This is a genomic window from Mycobacterium hainanense, from assembly GCF_041890355.1.
GTDB lineage: Bacteria > Actinomycetota > Actinomycetes > Mycobacteriales > Mycobacteriaceae > Mycobacterium > Mycobacterium hainanense.
In genome coordinates this window covers 4,922,243-4,945,780 of record NZ_CP169059.1, presented here as the reverse complement: position 1 = coordinate 4,945,780, position 23,538 = coordinate 4,922,243, and the positions used below count along the sequence as shown (strand labels likewise).

Annotated in this window: 24 protein-coding genes and 3 tRNA genes; 16 read left to right on the top strand and 11 right to left on the bottom strand. The window is 68.7% G+C overall.

The annotated features are described in order from the left end of the window. Nucleotides 1-12: 12 nt before the first annotated feature. A complete protein-coding gene (locus ACEL92_RS23260; RefSeq protein ID WP_374022943.1) occupies nucleotides 13-771 on the bottom strand; it encodes a TVP38/TMEM64 family protein in 759 nt (252 codons plus the stop codon). Between the two features lie 88 nt (nucleotides 772-859). On the opposite strand from ACEL92_RS23260, the gene ACEL92_RS23255 reads away from it, so the two are divergent. After that, nucleotides 860-1,978 (top strand): DUF2235 domain-containing protein, encoded by a 1,119-nt coding sequence (locus ACEL92_RS23255; protein ID WP_374022941.1) that lies wholly within the window; start codon nucleotides 860-862, stop codon nucleotides 1,976-1,978. A 13-nt stretch (nucleotides 1,979-1,991) separates the two neighbouring features. Then, the gene (locus tag ACEL92_RS23250) at nucleotides 1,992-2,552 is read left to right on the top strand and encodes a phospholipase D-like domain-containing protein (protein WP_374022939.1); all 561 of its coding nucleotides are present in this window, start codon (nucleotides 1,992-1,994) and stop codon (nucleotides 2,550-2,552) included. A gap of 11 nt (nucleotides 2,553-2,563) precedes the next feature. Here ACEL92_RS23250 and recD read toward each other — a convergent pair whose 3' ends face one another. The 4 genes from recD to ACEL92_RS23230 are packed head-to-tail and all read right to left on the bottom strand — an operon-like array spanning nucleotide 2,564 to nucleotide 11,712. Further along, complete coding sequence (recD, locus tag ACEL92_RS23245; protein WP_374022937.1) at nucleotides 2,564-4,273, bottom strand: exodeoxyribonuclease V subunit alpha; 1,710 nt, start codon at nucleotides 4,271-4,273, stop codon at nucleotides 2,564-2,566. Further along, nucleotides 4,270-7,524, bottom strand: a complete 3,255-nt coding sequence (gene recB / locus ACEL92_RS23240) for an exodeoxyribonuclease V subunit beta (RefSeq protein WP_374026350.1) — start codon at nucleotides 7,522-7,524, stop codon at nucleotides 4,270-4,272. The genes recD and recB overlap by 4 nt, the downstream gene beginning before the upstream one ends. 9 nt (nucleotides 7,525-7,533) lie before the next feature. After that, nucleotides 7,534-10,806 (bottom strand): exodeoxyribonuclease V subunit gamma, encoded by a 3,273-nt coding sequence (recC, locus tag ACEL92_RS23235; RefSeq protein ID WP_374022935.1) that lies wholly within the window; start codon nucleotides 10,804-10,806, stop codon nucleotides 7,534-7,536. 39 nt (nucleotides 10,807-10,845) lie between these two features. After that, nucleotides 10,846-11,712, bottom strand: a complete 867-nt coding sequence (locus ACEL92_RS23230) for a cyclopropane mycolic acid synthase family methyltransferase (RefSeq protein ID WP_374022934.1) — start codon at nucleotides 11,710-11,712, stop codon at nucleotides 10,846-10,848. Nucleotides 11,713-11,890: 178 nt separating this feature from the next. Between ACEL92_RS23230 and ACEL92_RS23225 the strand changes: the two genes are divergently transcribed. Further along, entirely contained in the window at nucleotides 11,891-12,406 is a 516-nt protein-coding gene (locus tag ACEL92_RS23225) for a nitroreductase family protein (RefSeq protein WP_374022932.1), read from the top strand. Nucleotides 12,407-12,445: 39 nt separating this feature from the next. Continuing rightward, on the top strand, nucleotides 12,446-12,901 hold the full coding sequence (gene cynS / locus ACEL92_RS23220) for a cyanase (RefSeq protein WP_374022930.1): 456 nt from the start codon (nucleotides 12,446-12,448) through the stop codon (nucleotides 12,899-12,901). Between the two features lie 220 nt (nucleotides 12,902-13,121). Here the strand turns inward: cynS and ACEL92_RS23215 are convergent, their stop codons facing one another. Genes ACEL92_RS23215 through ACEL92_RS23205 form a run of 3 tightly spaced genes read right to left on the bottom strand, consistent with a single transcriptional unit; the run spans nucleotide 13,122 to nucleotide 15,444 of the window. Further along, nucleotides 13,122-13,817 carry a crotonase/enoyl-CoA hydratase family protein gene (locus tag ACEL92_RS23215; RefSeq protein ID WP_374022928.1) on the bottom strand — a complete coding sequence of 232 codons (696 nt, stop codon included), beginning with the start codon at nucleotides 13,815-13,817 and terminating at the stop codon, nucleotides 13,122-13,124. 19 nt (nucleotides 13,818-13,836) lie between these two features. After that, nucleotides 13,837-14,670, bottom strand: a complete 834-nt coding sequence (locus tag ACEL92_RS23210; RefSeq protein ID WP_374022927.1) for a hypothetical protein — start codon at nucleotides 14,668-14,670, stop codon at nucleotides 13,837-13,839. A 60-nt stretch (nucleotides 14,671-14,730) separates the two neighbouring features. Further along, entirely contained in the window at nucleotides 14,731-15,444 is a 714-nt protein-coding gene (locus ACEL92_RS23205) for an MBL fold metallo-hydrolase (RefSeq protein ID WP_374022926.1), read from the bottom strand. 110 nt (nucleotides 15,445-15,554) lie between these two features. Here ACEL92_RS23205 and ACEL92_RS23200 point away from each other — a divergent pair, with 110 nt between their 5' ends. The 12 genes from ACEL92_RS23200 to rplA all read left to right on the top strand — a co-directional run bounded on the left by ACEL92_RS23200 (nucleotide 15,555) and on the right by rplA (nucleotide 20,541). Beyond that, nucleotides 15,555-15,764 (top strand): type II toxin-antitoxin system VapB family antitoxin, encoded by a 210-nt coding sequence (locus ACEL92_RS23200; protein ID WP_374022925.1) that lies wholly within the window; start codon nucleotides 15,555-15,557, stop codon nucleotides 15,762-15,764. Between the two features lie 79 nt (nucleotides 15,765-15,843). After that, nucleotides 15,844-15,916: transfer RNA gene (locus ACEL92_RS23195), tRNA-Thr, on the top strand. A 52-nt stretch (nucleotides 15,917-15,968) separates the two neighbouring features. Continuing rightward, a tRNA-Met gene (locus tag ACEL92_RS23190) sits at nucleotides 15,969-16,042 on the top strand. A 45-nt stretch (nucleotides 16,043-16,087) separates the two neighbouring features. Next, nucleotides 16,088-16,255 (top strand): 50S ribosomal protein L33, encoded by a 168-nt coding sequence (gene rpmG / locus ACEL92_RS23185; RefSeq protein WP_007167776.1) that lies wholly within the window; start codon nucleotides 16,088-16,090, stop codon nucleotides 16,253-16,255. Nucleotides 16,256-16,306: 51 nt separating this feature from the next. Then, nucleotides 16,307-16,786, top strand: a complete 480-nt coding sequence (gene hadA, locus ACEL92_RS23180) for a (3R)-hydroxyacyl-ACP dehydratase subunit HadA (RefSeq protein ID WP_374022924.1) — start codon at nucleotides 16,307-16,309, stop codon at nucleotides 16,784-16,786. Next, nucleotides 16,773-17,201 (top strand): (3R)-hydroxyacyl-ACP dehydratase subunit HadB, encoded by a 429-nt coding sequence (hadB, locus tag ACEL92_RS23175; protein ID WP_374022923.1) that lies wholly within the window; start codon nucleotides 16,773-16,775, stop codon nucleotides 17,199-17,201. The genes hadA and hadB overlap by 14 nt, the downstream gene beginning before the upstream one ends. A 14-nt stretch (nucleotides 17,202-17,215) precedes the next feature. Continuing rightward, a complete protein-coding gene (gene hadC / locus ACEL92_RS23170) occupies nucleotides 17,216-17,716 on the top strand; it encodes a (3R)-hydroxyacyl-ACP dehydratase subunit HadC (RefSeq protein ID WP_374022922.1) in 501 nt (166 codons plus the stop codon). A gap of 144 nt (nucleotides 17,717-17,860) precedes the next feature. Next, nucleotides 17,861-17,933: transfer RNA gene (locus ACEL92_RS23165), tRNA-Trp, on the top strand. Nucleotides 17,934-18,079: 146 nt separating this feature from the next. Continuing rightward, a complete protein-coding gene (gene secE, locus ACEL92_RS23160; protein ID WP_374022921.1) occupies nucleotides 18,080-18,532 on the top strand; it encodes a preprotein translocase subunit SecE in 453 nt (150 codons plus the stop codon). A 26-nt stretch (nucleotides 18,533-18,558) separates the two neighbouring features. Next, nucleotides 18,559-19,302 (top strand): transcription termination/antitermination protein NusG, encoded by a 744-nt coding sequence (gene nusG / locus ACEL92_RS23155; protein ID WP_374022920.1) that lies wholly within the window; start codon nucleotides 18,559-18,561, stop codon nucleotides 19,300-19,302. Between the two features lie 30 nt (nucleotides 19,303-19,332). Then, nucleotides 19,333-19,761: a 50S ribosomal protein L11 gene (rplK, locus tag ACEL92_RS23150; protein ID WP_066952006.1), complete on the top strand. Its 429-nt coding sequence runs from the start codon at nucleotides 19,333-19,335 to the stop codon at nucleotides 19,759-19,761. 72 nt (nucleotides 19,762-19,833) lie between these two features. Further along, a complete protein-coding gene (gene rplA, locus ACEL92_RS23145; RefSeq protein ID WP_374022919.1) occupies nucleotides 19,834-20,541 on the top strand; it encodes a 50S ribosomal protein L1 in 708 nt (235 codons plus the stop codon). A gap of 12 nt (nucleotides 20,542-20,553) precedes the next feature. Here the strand turns inward: rplA and ACEL92_RS23140 are convergent, their stop codons facing one another. From ACEL92_RS23140 to mmaA4, 3 genes are all read right to left on the bottom strand, one after another. Then, on the bottom strand, nucleotides 20,554-21,771 hold the full coding sequence (locus tag ACEL92_RS23140) for an RNA polymerase sigma factor (RefSeq protein ID WP_374022918.1): 1,218 nt from the start codon (nucleotides 21,769-21,771) through the stop codon (nucleotides 20,554-20,556). Nucleotides 21,772-21,780: 9 nt separating this feature from the next. Further along, the gene (locus ACEL92_RS23135) at nucleotides 21,781-22,476 is read right to left on the bottom strand and encodes a YciI family protein (RefSeq protein WP_374022917.1); all 696 of its coding nucleotides are present in this window, start codon (nucleotides 22,474-22,476) and stop codon (nucleotides 21,781-21,783) included. Nucleotides 22,477-22,570: 94 nt separating this feature from the next. Further along, nucleotides 22,571-23,467 (bottom strand): hydroxymycolate synthase MmaA4, encoded by an 897-nt coding sequence (gene mmaA4, locus ACEL92_RS23130; protein ID WP_374022916.1) that lies wholly within the window; start codon nucleotides 23,465-23,467, stop codon nucleotides 22,571-22,573. Nucleotides 23,468-23,538 lie beyond the last annotated feature (71 nt).

The following is a 23,538-nucleotide window of genomic DNA, read 5'->3' as shown; positions in this document are numbered from 1 at the left end:
CGGCGTTGTCATCTACCGCTGACGGCCGCACTGCTCGGGTGCATCGTCGTCACCGGCCCCCGCTGGGGCGCCGCGCGCGTGCGCGCGCCACTTCTGGAATCCCCGCCGCGCGGCGAACGCGCCGACGATGGCGGTCACGCACCACACCGCGACCGCCGCGTACGCCAATGGCGACGACCGGTTGCCGAGCGACGCGCCCAGCGCGGTGTAGACGAACGCGCGCGGCACGGAACCGACGAACGAGCCAATGACCATCTGCCACAAGGGCACCCCGAACGCCCCGAAGGCGTAGGACGCGAGCGCATCGGAGATGCCCGGGACGAATCGCTGGCCGACGACCGCCCACAGCCCGCGGCGCTCGATCAGCGCGTCGATGCGGTCGCTGCGTTTGGTTCCCAGCAGCGCCCGGGCGCTGTCGCGCCCGGCCCGCCGGCCGATGAGGCTTGCGACGATCGCGGTGCCGACCGTCGCGCCCAGCGTGACAAAGATGCCGAGGAGGGGACCGAACAGCAGCCCGCTCGCCGCGGCCAGGATCGAGCCGGGCACGAACACAGCGCCGAGCGCGGCCGACGCGACCACGTAGGTCAGCGGCGCGGCCGGCCCCGTCGCCGAGACCACGCGCCGCACCTCCTCCACGTGGATGACGCGCGCGACGGCCACCAGGTAGAACATCAGCAGCAGGAAGGCGACGAACACGCCAAGCCGCACGATGTGGCCGCGCCGGGATGCCGGTGCCGATGTCGGCGCGTCGTCGTCGTCGTTGTTGTCCATGCTGACGGCGATTCTTCCGCACCGTGCTCGGCCGTCGTAGAGTGCCACACATCAGGGAGTCGCGTACCTGTGAGAGGCGTTCTTCGAGATGTCCGAGCACCCTGAGCCGCCGCGGGGCAAGCGGATCGTCGTCTGCCTCGACGGCACCGCCAACCAGATCGGGTCGGGCAACCTCACCAATGTCGCCAAGCTGTTCGAGATGCTGGACAAGGACGATCCGGCCGCCCAACTTGCCTACTACGACCCTGGCGTCGGCACGCTGGCGCCCGCATCGGCGCACTCGTCGCTGTCGCGCACGATCGATCTGCTGATCGAGAAGGCCTTCGGATTGGGCCTGAAAGGCAATGTGGCGCAGGCCTACCGGTACGTGATGCAGCACTGGCGCCCGGGTGACGCGCTCTACATTTTCGGCTTCAGCCGCGGCGCCTACACCGCGCGCGCGTTGGCCGGCATGTTGCTGCGGCCGGGATTGCTGCGGCCCGGCTCGGAGAACCTGCTGCCGTACGCGGTCGAAAAGTACGCCATCAACCGGTATTTCAGCCCGGACGAGTACGCCCACTGGGCGGAGTTCGCCCGCGCGTTCTGCTGGCGCACCGAGGGCGAGCCGCTGTTTTCGACCGTGCGGCAGAACAGCCCGAATCAGGTCTGGCAACACGCGGTGCCGGTGGCGTATCTCGGCCTCTGGGACACCGTCAAGGCGGCCGGGTTCCTGCGGTTCGGCAACCTGCGCTGGCCCTACACCCGCGCGCTGCCCAATGTCGCGCGCATCCGCCACGCCGTCTCGATCGACGAACGTCGCCGGCCCTACCGCGAATACCTCGTCGAACGCCATCCGCTGGGGCTGGAGGAACGCTGGTTCGCCGGCGTGCACGCCGACGTCGGCGGCACGTTCATGCCCGACCACCGGCTCGCCACGATCGCGCTGAAGTGGGTCACCGACGGAGTCGCCGGCGAACTGGCGATCGACGCCGCGGCCTACCTGCAGCAGTGCGCGGTGACCGAAGACTTCGCGGACGCGCCGATCCACCACAACGGCAAGCTCTGGTACCTGGTCGGTTCCCGGCGGCGGCCGATGGGTGCCGACGCGCTGGTGCATCCGAGCGTGCTGGTGCGCCGTCGCCGCAACCCCGGCTATCTGCCGAATCTGACCGAAGAGGAGCAGCGGCTCAGCGCCGAGCCGACCGACTGGACGTCTCCCGCGTTGTAAAGGAGAAACCGCCATGGCACTCAGTTCGCTGACCGAGCTGGACCAATACAAGGCCGCGCCGTTTCCGCCCGGCTACCCCGACGGCACGCGAACCTTCTACAGTCCGGTCGACCGGGTGCACGAGGCGCTCAAGGCCTTGCTGACGTCGGCCAACAAAAGCATCGTGGTGGCGATGTACGGCTACGACGACGCCGAACTGAATTCGGTGCTGCAGTCCGCGCTGAAGGACGAAAAGATGTACGTGCAAATGAGTCTCGACTCCACTCAGGCCGCGGGGAAGTCCGAGCACGCCCTGCTCGCGCCGTGGCTCAACGACAAGATCGGCAACAGCATCGCCATCGGACACAGCGAGAAGTCGGCGATCATGCATTTGAAGATGGTCATCATCGACGGCGTCGACGTCGTCACCGGTTCGACCAACTGGTCCACCGGTGGAGAATCCAAGCAGGACAACCAACTCACCGTGATCCGGGACCCGTATGTCTGCGCGGAGGCCCGTTCGCGGATCGACATCATCCACGACGTCATGCTCAAGCAGATGGCCGCCAGGGCGCAAGCCGGTGGTGCGCACTAGCGCGGCCGCCCTCAGGACGTCTGTAGCCGCTTGGCCAGTCCGGTCGCCCGCACCGCCCGGCGCTCGATGGCCGCCCGCACCGACGCCTCGGTTCCGGCCACCCGGACCTTGGCCTTGGCCCGGGTCACGGCCGTGTAGAACAACTCCCGGGTCAGCAGCCGCGAATCCTCCGGCGGCATCAGCACCGTCACCTCGTCGGCCTGGCTGCCCTGACTCTTGTGGATCGTCATGGCGTGCATGGTCTCGATGTCCGTGAGCCGGCTGGTCGCGAAGTTCAACGTTCCGCCGGCGCCGGCGATGACGGCCCGCAACCCGTCGCCCCCCGCCACCACCACCCCGGTATCGCCGTTGTAGACCTTGAGCCCATAGTCGTTGGCCGTCACCAACAATGGCCGGCCCGCGTACCACGGCGACGATGGCTGCTGACCCGTCTCCTCCGTGAGCCAGCGCTCCACCTGCCGGTTCCAGCGCGACACCCCGAAGGGGCCGCGCCGGTGCGCGCACAACAGCCGGTGCTCGTCGAGCGAGGCCAACGCCGCCTCGGGGGCGCCGAGGACCGCGGCCTGCCGCACCCGCAGTGCGTGCGCGACCAGCACCGCGCGCAACCGCTCGGTCGGCCCGTCGGAATCGAGCCACTCGATGTGCTCACCGCCGGCCCGCAGCAGCCCCAGCACGCGGTCGGCGTCGCCGAGCCGGATCGCCTCGGCCAGCGCGCCGATCGACTCGCCGAATCGATGCGGTGTGCGCAGCGCCGCCACCCGCACGTCGGCTCGCGCCGTCAGCCCGTCCACCAGGTCGGCCAGCACTGCACCGGCCTCCACCGAGGCCAGCTGGTCGGGATCGCCCACCAGGATCAGCCGCGTGTCGGGGCGCACCGCCTCCAGCAGCCGGGCCATCATCGTCAGCGACACCATCGACGTCTCGTCCACGACGATCACGTCGTGGGGGAGCCGGTTGCCGCGATTGTGCTTGAACCGCACCGACGTATCCGGCCGCGAACCCAGCAGCCGGTGCAGCGTCGTCGCCGGCAGGCCCGCCAGCCGGCCCCGGTCCGCCGCGTCGAGCCTGCGCACCTCGGCGGCCACCGCCTCGGCGAGCCGCGCCGCGGCCTTGCCGGTGGGTGCGGCCAGCGCCATCCGGGGCCGCGGCTGCCCGGCGCTCTCGGCCTGCCCGGCGAGCAGCGCAAGCAACCGCGCCACCGTGGTGGTCTTGCCGGTTCCCGGACCACCCGTCAGCACGGTAACCGCTTGCGAGACAGCGATTTCCGCGGCCGCCCGCTGTTCCTCATAACCCGGCGGGAACAGCCGATCCAAGTCCGGCGCGTCGCCCCTTGCTCCCGGCGCGGAAAGCGCGAGCAGGTCGGCGCACACCTGCTGTTCCTCGAGCCAGTACCGGTCCAGGTACACCAGCTCGCCGAACAGCCGAAGCACCGGTGGGGATCCGAGCAGCGGGCTGGCGCGCACGGCGGCCATCCACCCGGCGGGGTCGGGCCACGGCAGGTCGGCGACGCCGACTTGCGCCGCAACCGCCCGCAGGTCCACGCAGACCGAGCCGCTGCGCAGCGCCCGCACCAGCAGCGCAACCGCCAGCGCCACGGCCTCGTCGGGTTCACCGGCGAGCGCCGTAAGCCGCTGCGCCACATGGACATCGGCGGCCTCGAATACGCCGGCATCGGTGAAGGCCCGCAGCAGACCCTCGGCGGCGATCGCCTCCAGCGTCACGCGACCGCCCTCCCGTCGAGCAGGCCGGACAGCTCGGCTATCAACGACGAGGGCGGCCGCCAGCTGAACACCCCCGACGGGTGACCGTCGACCCGCGGCGTGGCCGCGCCGCACATGCCGCGCACGAACAGGTAGAGGACACCACCAAGGTGCGCGTCCGGGTCGTAGCCCGGCACCCGCCATCGCAGAAACCGGTGCAGCACAACGCTGTACAGCAGCGCCTGCAGCGGATAGTCCGAATGCAGCATCGCCTCGACCAAGCGCGGCCGGTCGTAGTCGGCCGATGTCAGCGGCCGGTCCGGGTCACCGAGCCAGTTGGTTTTGTAGTCGACCACCAAATAGCGATGCCCCGCCCCGTCGGGCACGCGCAGCACGGCGTCGACCGAGCCGCTCAGGTAGCCGCGCAACGGCTGGTCGCCGAGCGGCCGGCCCGCCAGGCGGTCGGCATAGGACGCCAGCGCGTCGTCGGCCGGTAGGTGCGCACGCAGCAACGCGCCCATGTCCGCCAGCCGGACCTCGGGCGCCGCGGCACGCAGATCCCCACCGGCGAGGGGGAATTCGAAGTCCAGCTCGCGCAGCCGGTCCGAGAGCCCGATGCGCCGCAATGTCAGGTCGCCGGCCAGCGGTCCCAGCGGGGTGTCGTGCATCGGCACCATGGCCGCCGCGAGCGCGTCGGGAGGCACGTCGACCGGCCACCACGCCGAGTGGGTGCGGATGTTCGCCTCGAGCTCGGCGGCCAGGTCGGCCGCCAGCGGGTCGGCGGTTTCGAGCACGGCGTGCACCAGCGTGCCGAACTTCGCGCCCATCGGCAGGTCGGCCATCGGCGACGGCAGCTCAGCCCCGGATGCGGCACGCACCAACGGTATTTCGCCGACCTCGTCGTCCAGCTCGGTGACCTCCGGCTCGCTGCTGACCCCGGCGGTCGCGGAGTTTTCCGCGACCCGGATGAGTCCGGAGTAGGAGGTGCGCCGCCACCCGGTGTCGATGGCGCGGTGGAAGTGCCGGCTGTCGAGGTTGGTTGGCACCGGCTGCGGCGGCACCGACGGCGCGGCGGCCACCACCGACCGCTCGATCACCGGGCCGCCCGCCGCCTCCCATTCGCGCAAGCGGTCAAGGGCGTCGTCGTCGGAAATCTTCGCCGGCTCGCATCGGTCGGGCACGCACGGCTCGCCCGGCCGTCGGCCGCGCAGCAGCCGCGACAGCCCGCCGTTGGGTTCGTCGAACGCAGGCGACCACCACGCGACGACCTGCGACTGGGCCCGGGTCAGCGCCACATAGGTCAGCCGGCTGTCGTCGCTGGCGTCCTCCTTGCGGCCCAGTACCTCGACGGCCTTGAAGTCCGGGCTGTCCTTGCCGCCGATGTGCAGGCAGCGCACGCCGGCGTCGTGGAACAACACCACATCGCGCTCCTGGGTGTTGCGGTTGAACGCGAACGGCAGATACACGATCGGGTATTGCAGTCCCTTGCTGACGAACACCGTCATGATCTGCACGGCGGCCGCGTCGCTGTCCAGGCGCCGGTTGCGTTCGGGCGCGCCGGCGCGTTCCTCGCGCTGCCTGCGCAGCCAGTCGCGCAGCGCCGGCAGGCCGGAGCGTTCGCGGTGGGCGACGTCCTGCAGCAACTGCGCGATGTGCGCCAGGTCGGTCATGTGGCGTTCGCCGCCGCGCGCGGACAGCACCCGGTCGGCCATGCCCGAGAGCTGTGCGGCCTCGAAGATAGCGGCGACGCCGCGCTCGCGGGCGTGGCCGGCCCACTCCCGCAGGGTTTCCGCGACCCGGTCGGTCAGCGCGTCGCCGCCGGCCGCCAGCGATTCCGCGGTCTCGCCGAAGAACATGGTGGCCGCCGCGGCGCGCACCATGCCGGGGCGGTGCGGTTGGTCGAACGCCTCCAGCAGACAGAACCAGTCCTCGGCCGCGTCCGAGCCGAACACGTCGGAGTCGCCGGTGTACACCGCCGGCACGCCCGCGTCGCACAGCGCCCTGAAGCAGGCGGCCGCGTCCTTGTGCTTCTCCACGATCACGGCGATGTCGCGGGCCTGCAGCGGCCTGCCCGCGAACGTCGCGCCGGCCGCCAGCAGGGCGCGGATGTCGGCGGCCAGGTCGGCGCCGATGTGGGCGCGCAGCTCTTCGATGGGCAGGTTCTGAATCCCGCTGCGCCCCAGGGTTTCTCGCTGGACCACCCGCAGCCGGAACGGATCGTTGTGCGGGGCGCCGGCGAGCCGGTGGCCCCGGTGGTAGGCGTCGACGCCGTCGACAACGATCGCGGGATCGCCGAGTTGGGCGCCGCGCAGCACCACCTGCAGGCGGTCGATGAGCGCGGCGTCGCTGCGCCAATTGGTGGCCAGCGTCTTGCGCTCACCCGCCGTCTCGGCGGCCCGCAGATACGTCACGATGTCGCCGCCGCGAAACGCGTAGATGGCCTGCTTGGGATCGCCGATCAGGATCAGCGTGGAGCGGCCGCTGAACGCGCGGTCGATCACCTGCCATTGCACCGGGTCGGTGTCCTGGAACTCGTCGACCATGACGATGGGCCAGCGGTGATGCATGCGCACCCGCGCGGGGGAATCCTCGGTGGCCAGCGCGTCGGCGAGCCGGCTCAGCAGGTCGTCGTAGTCCAGGACGCCCAGCCGGCGCTTGCGAGTATCCAGCTCCGCCAGAACGTGTTTCGCGAACGTCACGCAGACGGCGGCCCGCGAACCGGGCTCGGGGTCAAGCGGGCGCAGCTGCGTCGACGGGTTCCTGACGACCTCGCGCGCCAGGCGCAGCGCCTCGCGGTAGGCCAGCGCCGGATCGTCGCGCTCACGCCCGAAGTGGGCAAGGTACAGATCGTCGACGATCTCGACGATCAACTCGTCGAGGCTTTCCAGCAGCGTGACGTTCGCGGCGGTGTCGCCGGCCACGCCCAGTGACTTCAACACCAGCTGGCAGAACTGGTGGGTGGTGGCGATGGTCGCCGCATCGAAGCCCGCCAGGCCGTCGCGAAGCCGCTGCCTGCGCGCGGCGCGTTCGTCGTCGGTGCCGTCCAGCAGGTACGCCACCATTTGGCCGCGCACCCGTTCGCGCAACTCCTGGCTGGCGGCCCGGCCGAACGTTATCAGCAGCATCTGGTCCAGCGTCGCGGCGCCCTCGGCGAGGTACCGGGTCACCAGGCCGGCCAACGCGAACGTCTTGCCGGTGCCCGCGCTGGCCTGCAGCACCGTGGTCGACCGGTCGGCGGGCAGCGGGCCGAGCAGATCGAAGCGCTCTGTCACCTGCCTCACTTAAGGCTTCCTTTCGGCCCGCAGCATCGGCAGCCAGACCCGCGCGGCGTAGGCGCCCAACCGGGTGTCCTCGCCGTCGAACTCTTCGCCCGGGCGCGCGGGCCGCATCAGGTCGGTGAACCGGGTGTTCTTGCCCCAGGCCCGCAACTGGGCCGGCTCCTCGTGCTCGTACTTCCACCGGTACTGCGCCTCGCGCAGGGGATCGTCGCCGCAGTACCGTGCGGCCGCCCACGCGTAGGACGTCTTGATCGGCAACGGAATCGGCTCCCGCCGGCCCGCGTCGTAGACTGCCACCAGCTCGCGCAGCAGCGCCAGGGCGTCGTCGGGTGGCCGTCCCAGCCCCTCGACCCGCGGGGTGGTGCCCCGTTTCGGGCGGCCGATGCACACCGCCGACCAGTCGCGGCCCGGGTCGTGAACTATCAAGGCCAGCAAGGGGATCCACGACTCGAGCAGGTGCTTGCCGTCCAGCTTCGAGTACGTCACCGACACCAGCCGCTCGCCGTACACCGGCGACACCGTGCCCGCGAGCCGCCGTCCGGAGCCGAGGTCGACGTCGACGTCATACGCGCGGCCGTCGGCCCGGCGGTATTGCTGCGCCGCGGACGCCAGCAGCGCGGCCTGGTCGCGGACCTGAGTCGCGGTGCGCCAGCCCAGCTGGCCGGGCGGCAGCGTGCCCCGCCGCCACTCGGCCTGCCGGGCATCGTCCGGGGTCCACCCGCGCAGGATGTCGCCCAGCATCCGGTCGCCGACGGTCCACTCCTCGAGGGCGTCGAGGTCGACGGGCATGGCGTCCTGCACGCCGTCGACATCCCTCGGCAGCGTGAAGTCCAGCGCGCGGAAGAAGCCCTTGACCGGATCTTTGAAGAAGCCGACGAGGTCGGCCAGGACGACGTCGTCCGCGGGCGGTGGCGGCAGCGGTCCCGCGATGAACCGGGGTGGTTCGCCCCGCTCGCCCGCCGCGACCCGGGCCGCCCGCAGCACGGTCGGGTCGAAGCTGAAGGGCACCGTCGGCACCAGCCTGCCCGGGATGACGTTGCGAACGTCGAAGGGCTGCAACGGATGTTCGACCACGATGCGCTCGCGAACCTGGTTGCCCGACACCGTCATGTCCAGCGTGTCCAGCAGTTCGGCCAGCGGCACCGCCGGCGGACGCGGCTGGCCCGAGTACTCGTTGGCGCCGGTGTAGGTGATCACCAGCTTCTCGGTGGCCGCGCCGATGGCGTCGAGCAGCAATTGCCGGTCCTCGGAACGAATGTCGCGTTCGCCGGTCATCGGGTCGCGGGCCAGCGCGTCGTCGCCGTCGACGACGCCGAGCCGGGGGAACACCCCGTCGTCGAGGCCGACCAGGCACACCACCCGGTGCGGCACCGAGCGCATCGGGACCATCGTGCACACGGTCAGGGTGCCGGTGCGGAAGTTGGCCCGGGTCGGGCGTCCCGCCAGCCGCCCGTGCAGCAGCGCCCGGATGTCGGGCAGCCGCAGCGGGGTGTCGGCCCGCGGCCCGGCGTCGGCCAACGTCGAAGCGAATTCCCTTTGCAGCTGGCCGGTCTGCCACTCATCCGCGTCGTCGACTCGGGTCAACAGCTCGATCCCGTCGGCCAGCGCGGCCAACCAGTCGCGCAACGGCCTGGTGCCGGTGAGCGAGTCGACGACGCGCTGCAGCCGGGACACGAATTCGGCGAGCTGGCCGGCCAACTGGACGCGGTTGCTGCTGACATCGTCCAGCGGCAGTGTCGCGTCGATCCAGGCGTGCGAATCGTCGGACATCGCGACGCCGGCCAGCACCCGGTCGATGCCGAAACGCCAAGTGTTGTGCACGAAGTCGACGTGGTAGGGACGCCGATGCTCCTGGTCGAACCCCCAGCGGATGTTCGCCTGACGCACCCAGCGGGTGATGGCCTCCAGGTCGTCGTCGGTGAAACCGAAGCGGGCCCGCACCGGTGCGGCCTCGGCGAAGTCGAGCACCTCGCTGGCGGTCACCCGGCTGGCCGCCAGCCCCAGCAATTGCGAGGCGACCGCGAGCAGCGGATTGGTTTGCAGCGGTGAGCGATCCGCGAGCCGCACCCGCAACCGGTGCGCGGGATGCGCGCCGCGCACCACGTCGCCGAGGCCGAAGTCGGCGACGATCAGCGGCGCGTACGTCTCGATGTCCGGACACATCACCAGGATGTCGCGCGGCTCAAGCGTCGGGTCGTCTTGGAGCAGGCCCAGCAGCACCTCGCGCAGCACGTCGACCTGGCGCGCCGGGCCGTGACAGTTGTGCACCTGCACCGAGCGGTCGTCGTCGGCAAGCGTACGCCCTTGTGGCCGAAGGGCATTCGCGGCGATGTCGGACTGCAGCCAGCCGAGCAGGGTGTCGGGCCGCGCCGGCGCGGGCAGGTACTCGTCGGTGTGCGGGGCGGGGGGCAGGGAACGTTGCAGCTCGCGCAGGTCACGCCCGAGCGTCGCCAGCAGCGGATGGTTCACGGCGCGGTGGCCGGTGTCGGCGCGGCGCGGGATCGCCCCGCGGGCGCCGGCCAGCGCGCCCCACAGTGCGTCGCTGGGATGCGGCAGCCACAGGTGCAGGTCGTGGTGGGCGGATAATGCGTCCAGCAGCTCCACGTCGGTGCTCGCCAACCGGGTGTGCCCGAACAGCGACAGCCGCTCCGGCAGGTCGGCCGGGCCCGCGCGGAGCCGGGTCACGGTCCGCTGATGGCGGACGTGCGGGGGATCGGCGGGCACCGCGGCCACCAGCGCACGCCAGAGCTCGGGCTGCCAGGCCAGGTCGGGGTCGAGGTCACCCTGCTCGCCGGCCAGCCAACCGGCGAGCAGGCCCGGACGCTGCCTGGCGTACGAGGCGAACAGGCCGGCCAGCCGGCGCGCCACCGAGTAGCGGCGGCCGCGGCGGAGCTCGGCCTCCGCCTCCGTCGACGCGAACTGACCCAAATGCGTTGCCAGCGTGCGGCACCACGGCTCGTCCAGCGAGCAGTCGATCACCTGCAACAGCGGCCACGCCATCGCGTCCGGCGACCACGGGTCCTCATCGGCAGTGCCGGTGAGCTCGGCGATCAGGGAAGCCGGGCTGCGAAACGAGACCCCGGCGCACACGCCGTCGCCGCCGCGGTCGCGGCCGAGCACGTGTGACAACCGCTGGCTGAGCCAACGTTCGACGCCGCGCGCAGGCACCAGGACCAGTTCCTCGGTGAAGGGGTCGGTCGGCGGGTTGGCCAGCAGGGCGCCGAGGCCGTCGGCAAGGAGGTCGGTGCGCTCGGCACGGTGGAGATGAAGCGGCATCGCGGTGCCACGATAGCCCCGGACACCGACAGGAGTGCGTTACTTGGCCAGCGTGAACTGGTTGATGTCGATGTAGCCGTCCCGGAACGCCTTGGCGCAACCGGTCAGGTACCTCATGTAGCGCTGGTAGACCTCTTCGGACTGGATCGCGACGGCCTCGCTGTGGCGGGCTTCCAGCGCCGCGGCCCACAGGTCGAGGGTGCGGGCGTAGTGCAGCTGCAGCGACTGCCTGCGGGCCAGGTTGAACCCCATCTTCGACGCGTGGAACTCCACCATCTCGATCGGCGGCAGCTGGCCGCCCGGGAAGATCTCGGTGGCGATGAAGTTGTTGAAGCTCGTCTGTTCTTCGGTCATCGGCAGGCCGTGCTCGACGATCTGCTCCGGCGTCAGCATGGTGATCGTGTGCAGCAGCATCACGCCGTCGTCGGGCAGGATGCGGTAGGCCTTCTCGAAAAAGTCGTCGTAGCGGTCGTAGCCGAAGTGCTCGAACGCGCCGATGGAGACGATCCGGTCGACGGGCTCGTCGAACTGTTCCCAGCCCTGCAGCAGCACCCGCCTGCTGTGCGTGGTGTTCATCGCGTCGAACATCTTCTGCACGTGGGCGGCCTGGTGCTCGGACAGGGTCAGACCGATGACGTCCACGTCGTATTTCTCGATCGCGCGCCGCATCGTGCCACCCCAGCCGCAGCCGACGTCCAGCAGTGTCATCCCGGGCCGCAGGCCGAGCTTGCCCAGTGCCAGGTCCATCTTGCGTAGCTGCGCCTCTTCCAGCGGGATATCGCGCATCCGATCGAAGTACGCGCAGCTGTAGGTCATCGTGGGGTCGAGGAAGAGCCGGAAGAAGTCGTCGGACAGGTCATAGTGCGCCTGGACGTCTTCGAAGTGCGGCGTCAGGTTCTCAGTCATGGCGGCTACGCGCCTTTCTCAATCCGGGGCCATTCAGCTGTACACGAGCGCGCGACGCAGCTGGTTCACCATGGCTTCCCGGATGGGCCGGAATAAAACTCGGCGGACCCGTGCGCGGGGAATGCCGACGACCTTACGCCCGTTTACCGGGCGTCAGGTGGAAAACGAGGAGGGACACATGCAGGCTTGGGACGCGATATGCGCCCGGCGCAACGTCCGGCAGTACAAGCCGGAGCCGGTTTCCGAAGAGGACTTGAACCGCATCGCCGAGGCCGGATGGCGCGCGCCGTCGGCGAAAAACCGGCAGCCGTGGGACTTTGTGATCGTCACCGACCGGGCGCAGCTGCAGGAGCTGTCGACCGTCTGGCAGGGGGCCGGTCACATCGCCGCCGCCCCGGCCGCGATCGCGATCGTCGTGCCCGTCCCGCCCGACGAGCGCCGCGTGATCACCGACAACTACGACGTCGGCCAGGCCACCATGGCGATGATGATCGCTGCCACGGACCTGGGGATCGGGACGGGCCACTCGTCGGTGGGGGATCAGGAGAAGGCCCGCGCCATCCTGGGTGTCCCCGAGGACCGGCTGGTGGCCTTCCTGCTCGGTGTCGGGTATCCCGCCGACCGTCCGCTCAGACCGATCCGCAAGCCGAACCGGCGCCCCTTCGCCGAGGTGGTCCACCACGGACGCTGGTGAACCAGCCCGTGCCGCCCGGTGCGTGCATGCTTGGGGGCTATGAACAGACATGAGATCACCGAGCAGATCGTCCTGGCTCGCCTGAGGCTCGGACTGACCTGGCAGGAGCTGGCCGACGCCATCGACCGGCCGGTGGTATGGACCACCGCGGCGCTGCTGGGCCAACACCCCATTCCCCCCGAGCAGGCAAAGGTTCTCGTGGAAAAGCTCGGCCTGGACGAGTCGGTGGTGCCCGTGCTGGCTGCCCCGCCGATGCGGGGCGGGCTGCCTACGGCGGTGCCGACCGACCCCACCATCTACCGCCTCTACGAGGCGCTGCAGGTCTATGGCGGCGCGATCAAGGAGCTGATCCACGAAAAATTTGGCGACGGCATCATGAGCGCGATCAACTTCAGCCTCGATCTGCAGAAGAAGTCACACCCGTCGGGCGACCGCGTGGTGGTGACCCTGGACGGGAAATTCCTTCCCTATCAATGGGTTTCGGCGGAAAGCTAGAACGACCTCAGCGGCCAGACCGGTAGGCTTGCTGCTCTCCGACGGCGGCGTTGAACCGGCGAAGTGACGACGCTTCGCGCGCGTGTCACACTGGCGACGAGGAGGCGAAGGAACGCGGTGGCGGCTGGCGGCGGCCACCGCGTTCGCCGTTCAGCTCATCAACGCCTGCGGTGAGAACTCCTTGGCGCGCGCATCGCGTCGGCCCAGCGAATCTGCGCGCCTAGGCGCCGAACTCGGCTTCGATGCCGTCGATCCCCGCGCGGATGGCCTTGAGCGCATCGGCGCGGGCGCGGAGTTTGGTTGCGGCGTGGGCGTGCTGGCGCAGACCGGCGAATTCGCGGGCGGCCTCCTCCGCGCGGCTGACCACCATCTCCGGCAGCACGATCTCGTCGACGAAACCGGCGGCCAGCGCGGTCTCGCCGAAGAACGTCTTGGCCAGCCCGGCGGCCTGCTGGTACGCCGACTGGGTCAACCGCAGCTTCATGATCTCCAGGGCGGCGTACGGGATGACCATGCCGATCGCCACCTCGTTGGCCTGAATGTTGTAGGCGTGCGCGGCCACCCGGTGATCGCCCGACGCCAGCAGGAACGCCCCCATCGCGATGGCGTGGCCGGTGCAGGCCATCACCACCGGCTTGGGATGCGACAACAGCCGGTAGGACAGCTCGAAGCCGCCGCGCAGCATGTCGATCGCCGGCTGCGCCTCCCCGGAGGTGAGGATTTTCAGGTCGAACCCGCCGCTGAACACCCGCTCGTTGCCCGTGATCACCAGCGCCCCGGCGTTGTCCGCCTCGGCCCGGTCGATCGCCTCGCCCAGCGCCTGCTGCATCGTCGGGCCCAGGGCGTTGACCTTGCCGTCGTCCATCCGGATGACGGCGACGGAATCCTTGAGGCTGTAGTGGACCGGGCCGCTCATGGTTGCTGGCTCCTTGCCGTCACGCCGATTGACTGTGGTGTTTGCCCAGCTCGTCCGGGGCCTCACTCCAGCGCAGGCTGACATCGGTGGGGTCGTCGAGCTGGCGGGTGCGCCACCTGTCCTGCGTTTCCCGCACGGCGCCGTTGATCCGTTCGATCTCGCTGCGGAACACCTCGGGGCGGGTTTCCTTGCTCGCGTAGTGGAAGTAGGTGAGCAGGCCGCGCAGCAGCTCGAGCTTCTGCTTCTCCCGCTTCGCCAGGTCGTGCGTGGTCATCAGCTCGATGCGCTGGACCGGCGGCAAGGAATCCCAGTCGAGCACCACCTGGGTTTCCAGCGGAAGGCGGTCGCGTTCCCAGAACCGCCACCCGCGTGGGTGTTCGGGCTGGTCGAAGTAGCTGATCGTGCCGGTGAAGCGGGATTCGATGCCGCTGCCGATCTCGGCGCGGTCCAGCGCCGAATCCCACACCATCCGCCATTCCTGGCCGGGGGCCAGGTACGGCAACTCGCGGGGGAGCCGCAGCTCGACGACGTCGGCGTAGCCGTCGGTGGCGCTCTCGTATTCGGCCACCGTCGGCGGGTTGACGAATGAGAACGTGATGTCGTAGGCCGCGGTCTGACCGAAGTTCCTGACCACCAGCTCGATCACATGCCAGTCGGCGGGATGCGGTTCCATGAACATCGAGACCTGCGGGCGCGTCTGCTCCGCGGCCAGTTGGCGGTTGCGGGCGATCTGCCTGTTGGTGAAGACCAAGGTGATGATGGCGAGCGCAATCGCCGCCCACGCCGCCCACGCAATCCAGGTGCTGGAGCCGACGTGTGTGATCCCGTGCCAGCTGTCCTGGATCCACCCCATGGAATCCACCCTCCGCTTATATCACAGGCCGGTTGCCGGCCCATTGTGGACGAGCGACCCTCAGCCACCCATCAACATGCGCCATTGCGCGAGGTCCGCGGCCCGGTACACGTAGTTGGATCGCTTGACTTCCGAGAGCGAAGCGCTCGGCTCCGCCGAATACCAGTGCCCGGGAAAGACGGTCGGGTCACCGGGCAGCGTCGCGAGTTGCTGCAGGCTGCGGTACATCTCGTCGGAGTCGCCGCCGGGAAAGTCGGTGCGCCCGCAGCCCTCCAGGAACAAGGTGTCACCGGCGACCAGCCGGCCGTCGAGCAGGAAGCACTGGCTGCCGGGCGTGTGGCCGGGAGTGTGCAGCAATTCGATTTCGATGTCGCCGACGCCGACCTTGTCGTGATTGTCGTGGGCGGTCAGGTCCCCGAGGCTGATCCCGGTGACTCGCGAAACCCATTGCGCCTCATGGGTATTGACGTGCACCGGCACGGCTTGGCGTTCGAGCAGCTCGGCCAGGCCCTGCAGCGAAAAGCCCATCATCGATCCACCGACGTGGTCGGGATGGTGGTGGGTCACCAGCACGCCGGACAGGTGCATGCCGTCGGCCTCGAGCGTGTCGAGGAGATCACCGGCCGCGTACGCGGGGTCGACCACCACGCAGTCGCCCGTCTGGCGGTCGCCGATCAGGTAGGCGAAGTTGCGCATCTGGGTCGCGAACATATCGCCGGCAGCGAAGTCGCGGCCGGCGAGCAGTTGGCGAAAATACAGCCGATCCGTTGACACGTGACCAGACTAGGGCGTGCTCGGCCGGCGTCCGCAGCGCCGCCTTGAACTTTGCCGAACGTCGCCCGCGAGCAGCGATTGGGCTCCCGTCCGCTGGGTATTGTGGGCGCATGAGGAAGAAGGTCGAAATCGAGATCGACGTCGATCTGATCGACGAGGCGATCCGCCGCTTCCGTCTGGCCGACGCCCGCGAGGCCGTCAACCTGGCATTGCGCACGCTGCTCACCGAGGCCGACGCCGACGAACCGGCCGAGGAGTACGACGAGTTCAGCGACCTCGGCGCCTGGCAGCTCCGCCCCGGCGGCGGCGCCGCACCGTAACGCCCGTGGTTTGGTCCGGTTGCGGGCCAGGCTGTACCCTCTTTTAGGCCCGCGGCACCGCGTCCGATTCGGGTGAACGGCCCCCTTAGCTCAGTCGGTAGAGCGTTTCCATGGTAAGGAAAAGGTCAACGGTTCGATTCCGTTAGGGGGCTCGGCGGACGCCGAGCAGGCGTGGGCGGCACTACCCCGAACGGGGTGGTCAGAGGCGATGTAGCTCAGTCGGTTAGAGCGAACGACTCATAATCGTTAGGTCGCCGGTTCGAGTCCGGCCATCGCTACAACACAACAACGCGCACTTTTTAGAGAGTTGAGAGAGAACCGTTATGGCTTCCAGTACCGACGTGCGGCCGAAGATCACCTTGGCCTGCGAGGTGTGCAAGCACCGCAACTACATCACCAAGAAGAACCGCCGGAACGACCCGGACCGCATGGAGCTGAAGAAGTTCTGCCCGAACTGCGGCAAGCACCAGGCCCACCGGGAAACGCGCTAGCGGGCCACCCGCGACCGGTTATTCGCCACTGACTAGGTAGATTTTAGAGCTGTGCCGTTAAGCGAGAGCATCGTCGGGATGCATTACCGCTATCCCGACCATTACGTCGTGGAGCGGGAAAAGATCCGTGAATACGCCGTCGCCGTCCAGAACGACGACGCCATGTTTCTCGAGGAGAAGGCGGCCGCGGAGCTCGGCTACGAGGGCCTGCCCGCGCCGCTGACGTTCATCTGCGTGTTCGGCTACAAGGCGCAGACGGCGTTCTTCAAGCACGCAAACGTCGCGGTCCACGACGCGCAGATCGTGCAGGTCGACCAGGTGCTGAAATTCATGGCGCCGATCGTGGCGGGTGACAAGCTGTACTGCGACGTCTACGTCGACTCGATGCGGAAGTCACACGGTACCCAGATCATCGTCACCAAGAACATCATCACCAACGATGCCGGTGACGTCGTGCAAGAGACCTACACGACCCTGGCGGGCCGTGCCGGTGAGGATGGAGAAGAGGGATTTTCTGATGCCACTGCGTGAGTTCAGCTCGGTGAAGGTGGGTGACCAGCTCCCCGAGCGGACCTACCCGCTGACCCGTCAGGATCTGGTGAACTACGCGGGCGTCTCGGGCGACCTGAACCCGATCCACTGGGATGACGAAATGGCCAAGGTCGTCGGGCTGGATACCGCGATCGCGCACGGCATGCTCACCATGGGCATCGGTGGCGGCTATGTCACCGCGTGGATCGGCGACCCGGGTGCGGTCACCGAGTACAACGTGCGGTTCACCGCGGTGGTGCCGGTGCCCAACGACGGCAAGGGAGCCGAGTTGGTGTTCAACGGCCGGGTGAAGTCCGTCGACCCCGATACCAAGTCGGTGACCATCGCGTTGACGGCCACCACCGGCGGCAAGAAGATCTTCGGTAGGGCCATCGCGTCCGCGACCCTCGCATAGGCGGGGCCTGGTTAATGGCACTCAAGACCGATATCCGCGGAATGATCTGGCGGTACCCGGACTATTTCGTCGTGGGCCGTGAACAGCTCCGGCAGTTCGCGCAGTCCGTCAAGGACCGCCACCCCGCCCATTACAGCGAGGACGCGGCCGCCGAGCTCGGCCACGACGCGATCCTGGCGCCGCTGACGTTTGCGACCATCTTCGCAAAGCTCGTCCAGCTCGATTTCTTCCGGCACGTCGACATCGGGATGGAAACCCTGGTGATCGTCCAGGTCGACCAGCGGTTCGTGTTCTCCAAGCCGATCAAGGCCGGCGACAAGTTGTGGGCCCGGATGGACATCGTTTCGGTGGACGAGCGGTTCGGCGCCGACATCGTCGTCACCAAGAACATCTGCACCAATGACCAGGGTGAATTGGTCCTGGAGGCCTACACCACGCTGATGGGCCAGTACGCCGACCGGTCGGAAGGTCTCAAATGGGACCCGGAGTCCGGCCAGGTCATGAGGACGGCGTAATTAGTATCTGGCTCGCGCGTCGATGTACACTCGGACCTCGGGGTTTTCCCAGCATCAGCGCGCTTTCCGGGATTCGAGCAATCGGAAGGCGCGCGTGTCATGTAAGCCCCGGCAGGTAAGCGCAGGTTGGCCTGCCAACCGCGAAGGGGCGTAGCTCAACTGGCAGAGCAGCGGTCTCCAAAACCGCAGGTTGCAGGTTCAAGTCCTGTCGCCCCTGCTGAACGCGACGTCCGGTGACGATGCGGGCCGGAACGGCCCGAGGAGGAGCCGGACAATAGGAAGGCGTGCCATGGTGGACACTGGAATAGTGGCCGTCCACCACGGGACGGCCCGCGGGACACAAGCAGACTTAAGGAGCATGCGGTGAGCGACGAAGGCGACGCTGCCAACGACGCCACAAGCGACGGCGCCGACAGGGAGGACGACCGCGCGAGCGGTCGGACCGCTGTGGTGACGCGGCCGCAACGCCCGACCGGCAAACGATCCCGGCAGCGAGTGGCCGACGCGGGCGAGGACGCCGACGTAGAGTCGGCGGACGAGGCCGAGGCCGCCAAGGAGGACAAGGGCGCCAAAGCCAAGAAGGCCAAGAAGAGCAAGAAGCCGAAGAGGCCCGGAGACCGTTCGGCCAACCCGTTCGTCTTCGTCTTCAACTACCTCAAGCAGGTGGTTGCCGAGATGCGGAAGGTCATCTGGCCTAACCGCAAGCAGATGATCACCTACACGTCGGTGGTGCTGGCGTTCCTGGCCTTCATGGTGGCGCTGGTCGGCCTCGCGGATTTCGGCCTCACCAAGCTCGTGCTGCTGGTGTTCGGCTGAGCGATAGATAGAGAGGACTGAAAACCGTGACTACCTTCGACGGTGACACGTCCGCGGGTGAAGCGGTCGACGTAGAAGAGCGCACCGAGGACGCTGAGACCACCGAAACCTCAGCGGGTGAAGCCCCCGGGGAGGCGACCGAAGAGGTCGACCCCGCGGCCGCGCTCAAGGCGGAGCTGCGCAGCAAGCCGGGTGACTGGTACGTGATCCACTCCTACGCGGGATACGAGAACAAGGTCAAAGCCAATCTCGAGACCCGCGTGCAGAACCTGGACGTCGGCGACTACATCTTTCAGGTCGAGGTGCCCACCGAAGAGGTCACCGAGATCAAGAACGGCCAGCGCAAGCAGGTCAACCGCAAGGTGCTGCCCGGCTACATCCTGGTGCGCATGGACCTGACCGACGACTCGTGGGCCGCGGTGCGCAACACCCCGGGTGTCACCGGGTTCGTCGGCGCGACATCGCGGCCGTCGGCCCTGACCCTGGACGACGTGGTCAAGTTCCTGCTGCCGCGTGGCGCGACCAAGAAGGCCGCCAAGGGTGCGGCCACCACCGCCGCCGCCGCCGAGGCCGGTGGGCTGGAGCGGCCGGCCGTCGAGGTTGACTACGAGGTCGGCGAGTCGGTGACCGTCATGGACGGGCCGTTCGCCACGTTGCCCGCGACCATCAGCGAGGTCAACGGCGAACAGCAGAAGCTCAAGGTGCTGGTGTCGATCTTCGGCCGCGAGACGCCGGTCGAATTGACCTTCAGCCAAGTGTCGAAGATTTAGAACGTCAGCTAGGAAGGAACACCAACACCCATGGCCCCGAAGAAGAAAGTCGTTGGGCTGATCAAGCTGCAGATCGTGGCCGGGCAGGCCAACCCCGCGCCGCCGGTGGGACCCGCCCTCGGCCAGCACGGCGTCAACATCATGGAGTTCTGCAAGGCCTACAACGCCGCCACGGAGAACCAGCGCGGCCAGGTCATCCCGGTGGAGATCACGGTCTACGAGGACCGCAGCTTCACCTTTGCGCTCAAGACGCCGCCCGCCGCCAAGCTGCTGCTCAAGGCCGCCGGCGTGGGCAAGGGCTCGGCCGAGCCGCACAAGACCAAGGTCGCCAAGGTCACCTGGGACCAGGTCCGCGAGATCGCCGAGACCAAGAAGACCGACCTCAACGCCAACGACATCGACGCGGCCGCCAAGATCATCGCCGGCACCGCCCGGTCGATGGGCATCACCGTCGAATAAGCACGACAAGCAAGCGTGGGAGGGCCAGCTTCGGCCCGCCGACCACGACCCAACACCAGATTGGATGAATCAATGAGCAAGAACAGCAAGGCATATCGCGCCGCCGCCGAGAAGGTGGACCGCGACAACCTGTACAGCCCGCTGGAGGCGGCCAAGCTCGCGAAGGAGACGTCGTCGGCCAAGCAGGACGCGACGGTCGAGGTGGCGATCCGGCTCGGCGTCGACCCGCGCAAGGCGGACCAGATGGTCCGCGGCACGGTCAACCTGCCGCACGGCACCGGTAAGACCGCCCGCGTCGCGGTGTTCGCGGTCGGCGACAAGGCCGAGCAGGCGCAGGCCGCCGGCGCCGACATCGTCGGCAGCGACGACCTGATCGAGAAGATCCAGGGCGGCTTCCTGGACTTCGACGCCGCGATCGCGACGCCGGACCAGATGGCCAAAGTCGGGCGGATCGCCCGGATCCTGGGTCCGCGCGGCCTGATGCCCAACCCCAAGACGGGCACCGTCACCCCGGACGTCGCCAAGGCCGTGGCCGACATCAAGGGCGGCAAGATCAACTTCCGCATCGACAAGCAGGCCAACCTGCACTTCGTCATCGGCAAGGCGTCCTTCGACGAGAAGGCCCTCGCGGAGAACTACGGTGCCGCCCTCGACGAGGTGCTGCGGCTCAAGCCGTCCGCCTCCAAGGGCCGTTACCTGAAGAAGATCACCGTGTCGACGACCACGGGCCCGGGCATCCCGGTGGACCCGACCGTCACCCGGAACTTCGCCGAGGCCTAACCGCCGCGGCGGCTACCCGCCGCACTCGGCGATTCGGCGCCGCAGAAACTCGCGGCCCGGCTCGGAGCCGTTCGACTGCAACGCCGTTCGGTACCACCGCACGGCTTCGGCGGGCCGTCCCGCGCGCCGAAGCAGATCGGCGCGCAGCGTCGCCACGAGATTCGAGCGGCCCAACCGCGGATCGTCCGCCGCCCTGTCCAGCGCCGCCAGGCCCGCGTCGGGCCCGTCGCGGAAGCCGACCGCGATCGCCCGGTTGGCGCGGGCCACCGGGGAGTCCGTCATCGACACCAACCGGTCGTAGGCCGCGCAGATGGTGACCCAGTCCGTCTGCTCCCAGGACGGCGCCGTCGCGTGCACCGCGGCGATCACCGCCTGCGGCAGGTAGGGGCCCGCCGATCCCTCCGCCAGCCGGAGCCGATCCAGGCCCCGGGCGATGCGGCCGCGGTCCCACCGGCGGCGGTCCTGCTCCTCGAGCGGCACCAGCATCCCGGTGTCGTCGACACGGGTGGCTCGCCGCGAATCGTGCAGCAGCATCAGGGCGGCCAGCGCGTGGGCCTCCGGCTCCTGCGGCATCAGCGCGCACAGCTCACCGGCCAGCCGGATCCCCTCGTCGCACAGTTCGTCGCGGATCGCCGACGGGCCGGCCGTCGACCAATACCCTTCGGTGAACACCGAATACACGCAACTCAGCACGTGCGGAGTTCGTTCGGGCAGCAGCTCGGCGGGCGGCACCCGCAGCGGGATGTTCGCGTGCCGAATCTTGCTCTTGGCGCGCGTTATCCGCTGGCCGACCGCCGCGTCGGTCTGCAGCAGCGCGCGGGCGATCTCGGGGACGGTCAACCCCGACACCAGCCGCAGGGTGAGCGCCAGTTGCGACTGGCGGTCCAGGGCCGGGTGCGCGCAGGTGAACATCATCCGCAGTTCGTCGTCGCGCACCGGAGAGGGGTCGGTGTGGTCGGTGCGCGCCCGGATTTCGTCGATCACGGCCGCCAATTCCTTTCCGGGACGGACGGTTTCGCGACGCAGGCGATCGCGCGCCCGATTGCGGGCGACGGTCACCAGCCATCCGCCGGGATTGTCCGGCGGGCCGTCACGGCCCCAGCTGCGCAGCGCCTCGGCGCAGGCTTCCTGGACGGCGTCCTCCGCGATGGTGAGGTCGCCGGACCACCGCGCGAGCGCGGCGACGGCGGGCCCCCATTCCCGACGAAAGACGCCGTCCAGGTCGGACACCGGCGACGCTCAGAGCTCCGAGAGCCCGGCCAGCTGCCGCACCTGCACCGTCGAGGCGGGGATCATCGACGCCAGCTTGACGGCCTCCTCGCGGTCGGCGGCACTCAACAGGTAGATCCCGGTGGCGATTTCGGCGCCTTCCACATAGGGCCCGTCGGTGATCAGAACCTCGCCGTCGCGCACCCGCACGGTCGTCGCCGTGGACCGGTCGTGCAGTGCGGCGCCGCCGATGATGTGGTCACCCGCGGCCGCGTGGAGATCGGCGTGCTTTGCCGCCACCGCCTCCCACTCCGGGGTGCCCGGCGTGTGCGCGGATTCGGCCGGCTCTAGCAGCAGCGCGAGCCAGTCGTTGCCGGTGAGCCCGCGGGACAGCTCGACCGAGTGCACCGTGGGCCAGACCTCCACCGCGCCGAACGTGGCGAGGGGGACGTCACGCGCCAACGCCAGCGCCTCGTCGAGGTTTTCGGCTTCGAACAGGTAGAAGCCGCAGGCGACCTCGGCGGATTCGGCGAAGGGGCCGTCGGTGACCACCGGCGCATCCGGGCCCCCTGTGATGACCGCCGCGGCGGCGGCGGGCGCCAGGGCGTCCCCGGATTTGATCGCCGGGCCGGCCTTGGCGTGAAACTTCCCCCAGGCTGCCATCGCGTCCGGGTTTTCGGGCGCGCGGTCCTGTTCCCTGCTGATCAACAAGGCGAAGTACTGCATGTCTCGTCACCTCCAGATAGCGAGCGAAGCCCCGTGCTCCACTCTCTACCTATCCGACGAACGACGCAGCCCTAATCCGACAGCGGCGGCGAAGTCAGCCGACGGCGCCGGGCTTGAGGTAGGTCACCAGGCTGACGTCGAGCGCCTCGTCGGTGAAGTAGTGCTCGCACCCGCGCAGGTACTTGATGTAGCGGTTGTAGACCTCTTCGGAGGTGACCTCGATGGCCTTGTCCTTGTTGGCCTCGAGGTTGTCACCCCAGATGTGCAGCGTCTTGATGTAGTGCGGCCGCAGCGAAAGTGGTTCGGGCACAACAAATCCCGCCTTCTCGCCATGGTCGACCATCATCTGGGTGGACGGCAGCCGCCCGCCCGGGAAGATCTCGGTGATGATGAACTTGATGAACCGCGCCGTCGCGAAGGTCAGCTTCTTGCCGCGGGCCGCCAGGTCGTACGGGTGGTAACTGACACTGCTCTGCACGGTCATCCGGCCGTCGTCGGGCATGATGTCGAACGTCCGCTTGAAGAAGTCGTCGTAGTTCTCGTGTCCGAAGTGCTCGAAGGCCTCGATCGACACGATGCGGTCGACGGGCTCGGTGAAGTCCTCCCAGTTCTGCAGCCGGACCTCGCGCGAACGGTCGCTGTCGATCGACGCCAGCACCTGCTCGCAGCGGGCGTGCTGGTTCTTGGACAGCGTCAGGCCGATGACGTTGACGTCGAACCGCTCGACGGCGCGCTTCATGGTGGTGCCCCAACCGCAGCCGATGTCCAGCAGGGTCATGCCCGGCTTGAGGTCAAGCTGGTCCAGGTTCAGGTCGATCTTGGCGTACTGCGCCTCTTCCAGCGTCATGTCGTCGCGCGCGAAGTAGGCGCAGCTGTAGGTCCGCGTCGGGTCCTGAAACAGGGCGAAGAAGTCGTCGGAGACGTCGTAGTGCGCCTGGATGTCCTCGGGAGCCGTCCGAATCTTCGTCGGGCTAGCCGGTTGATCAGCCATTTTTGTCTTGTTCTCCTGGATGAAGTTCACTGCGTGATCCCTGCGCACTTGCCTCGGGTGTGACGTGCCAC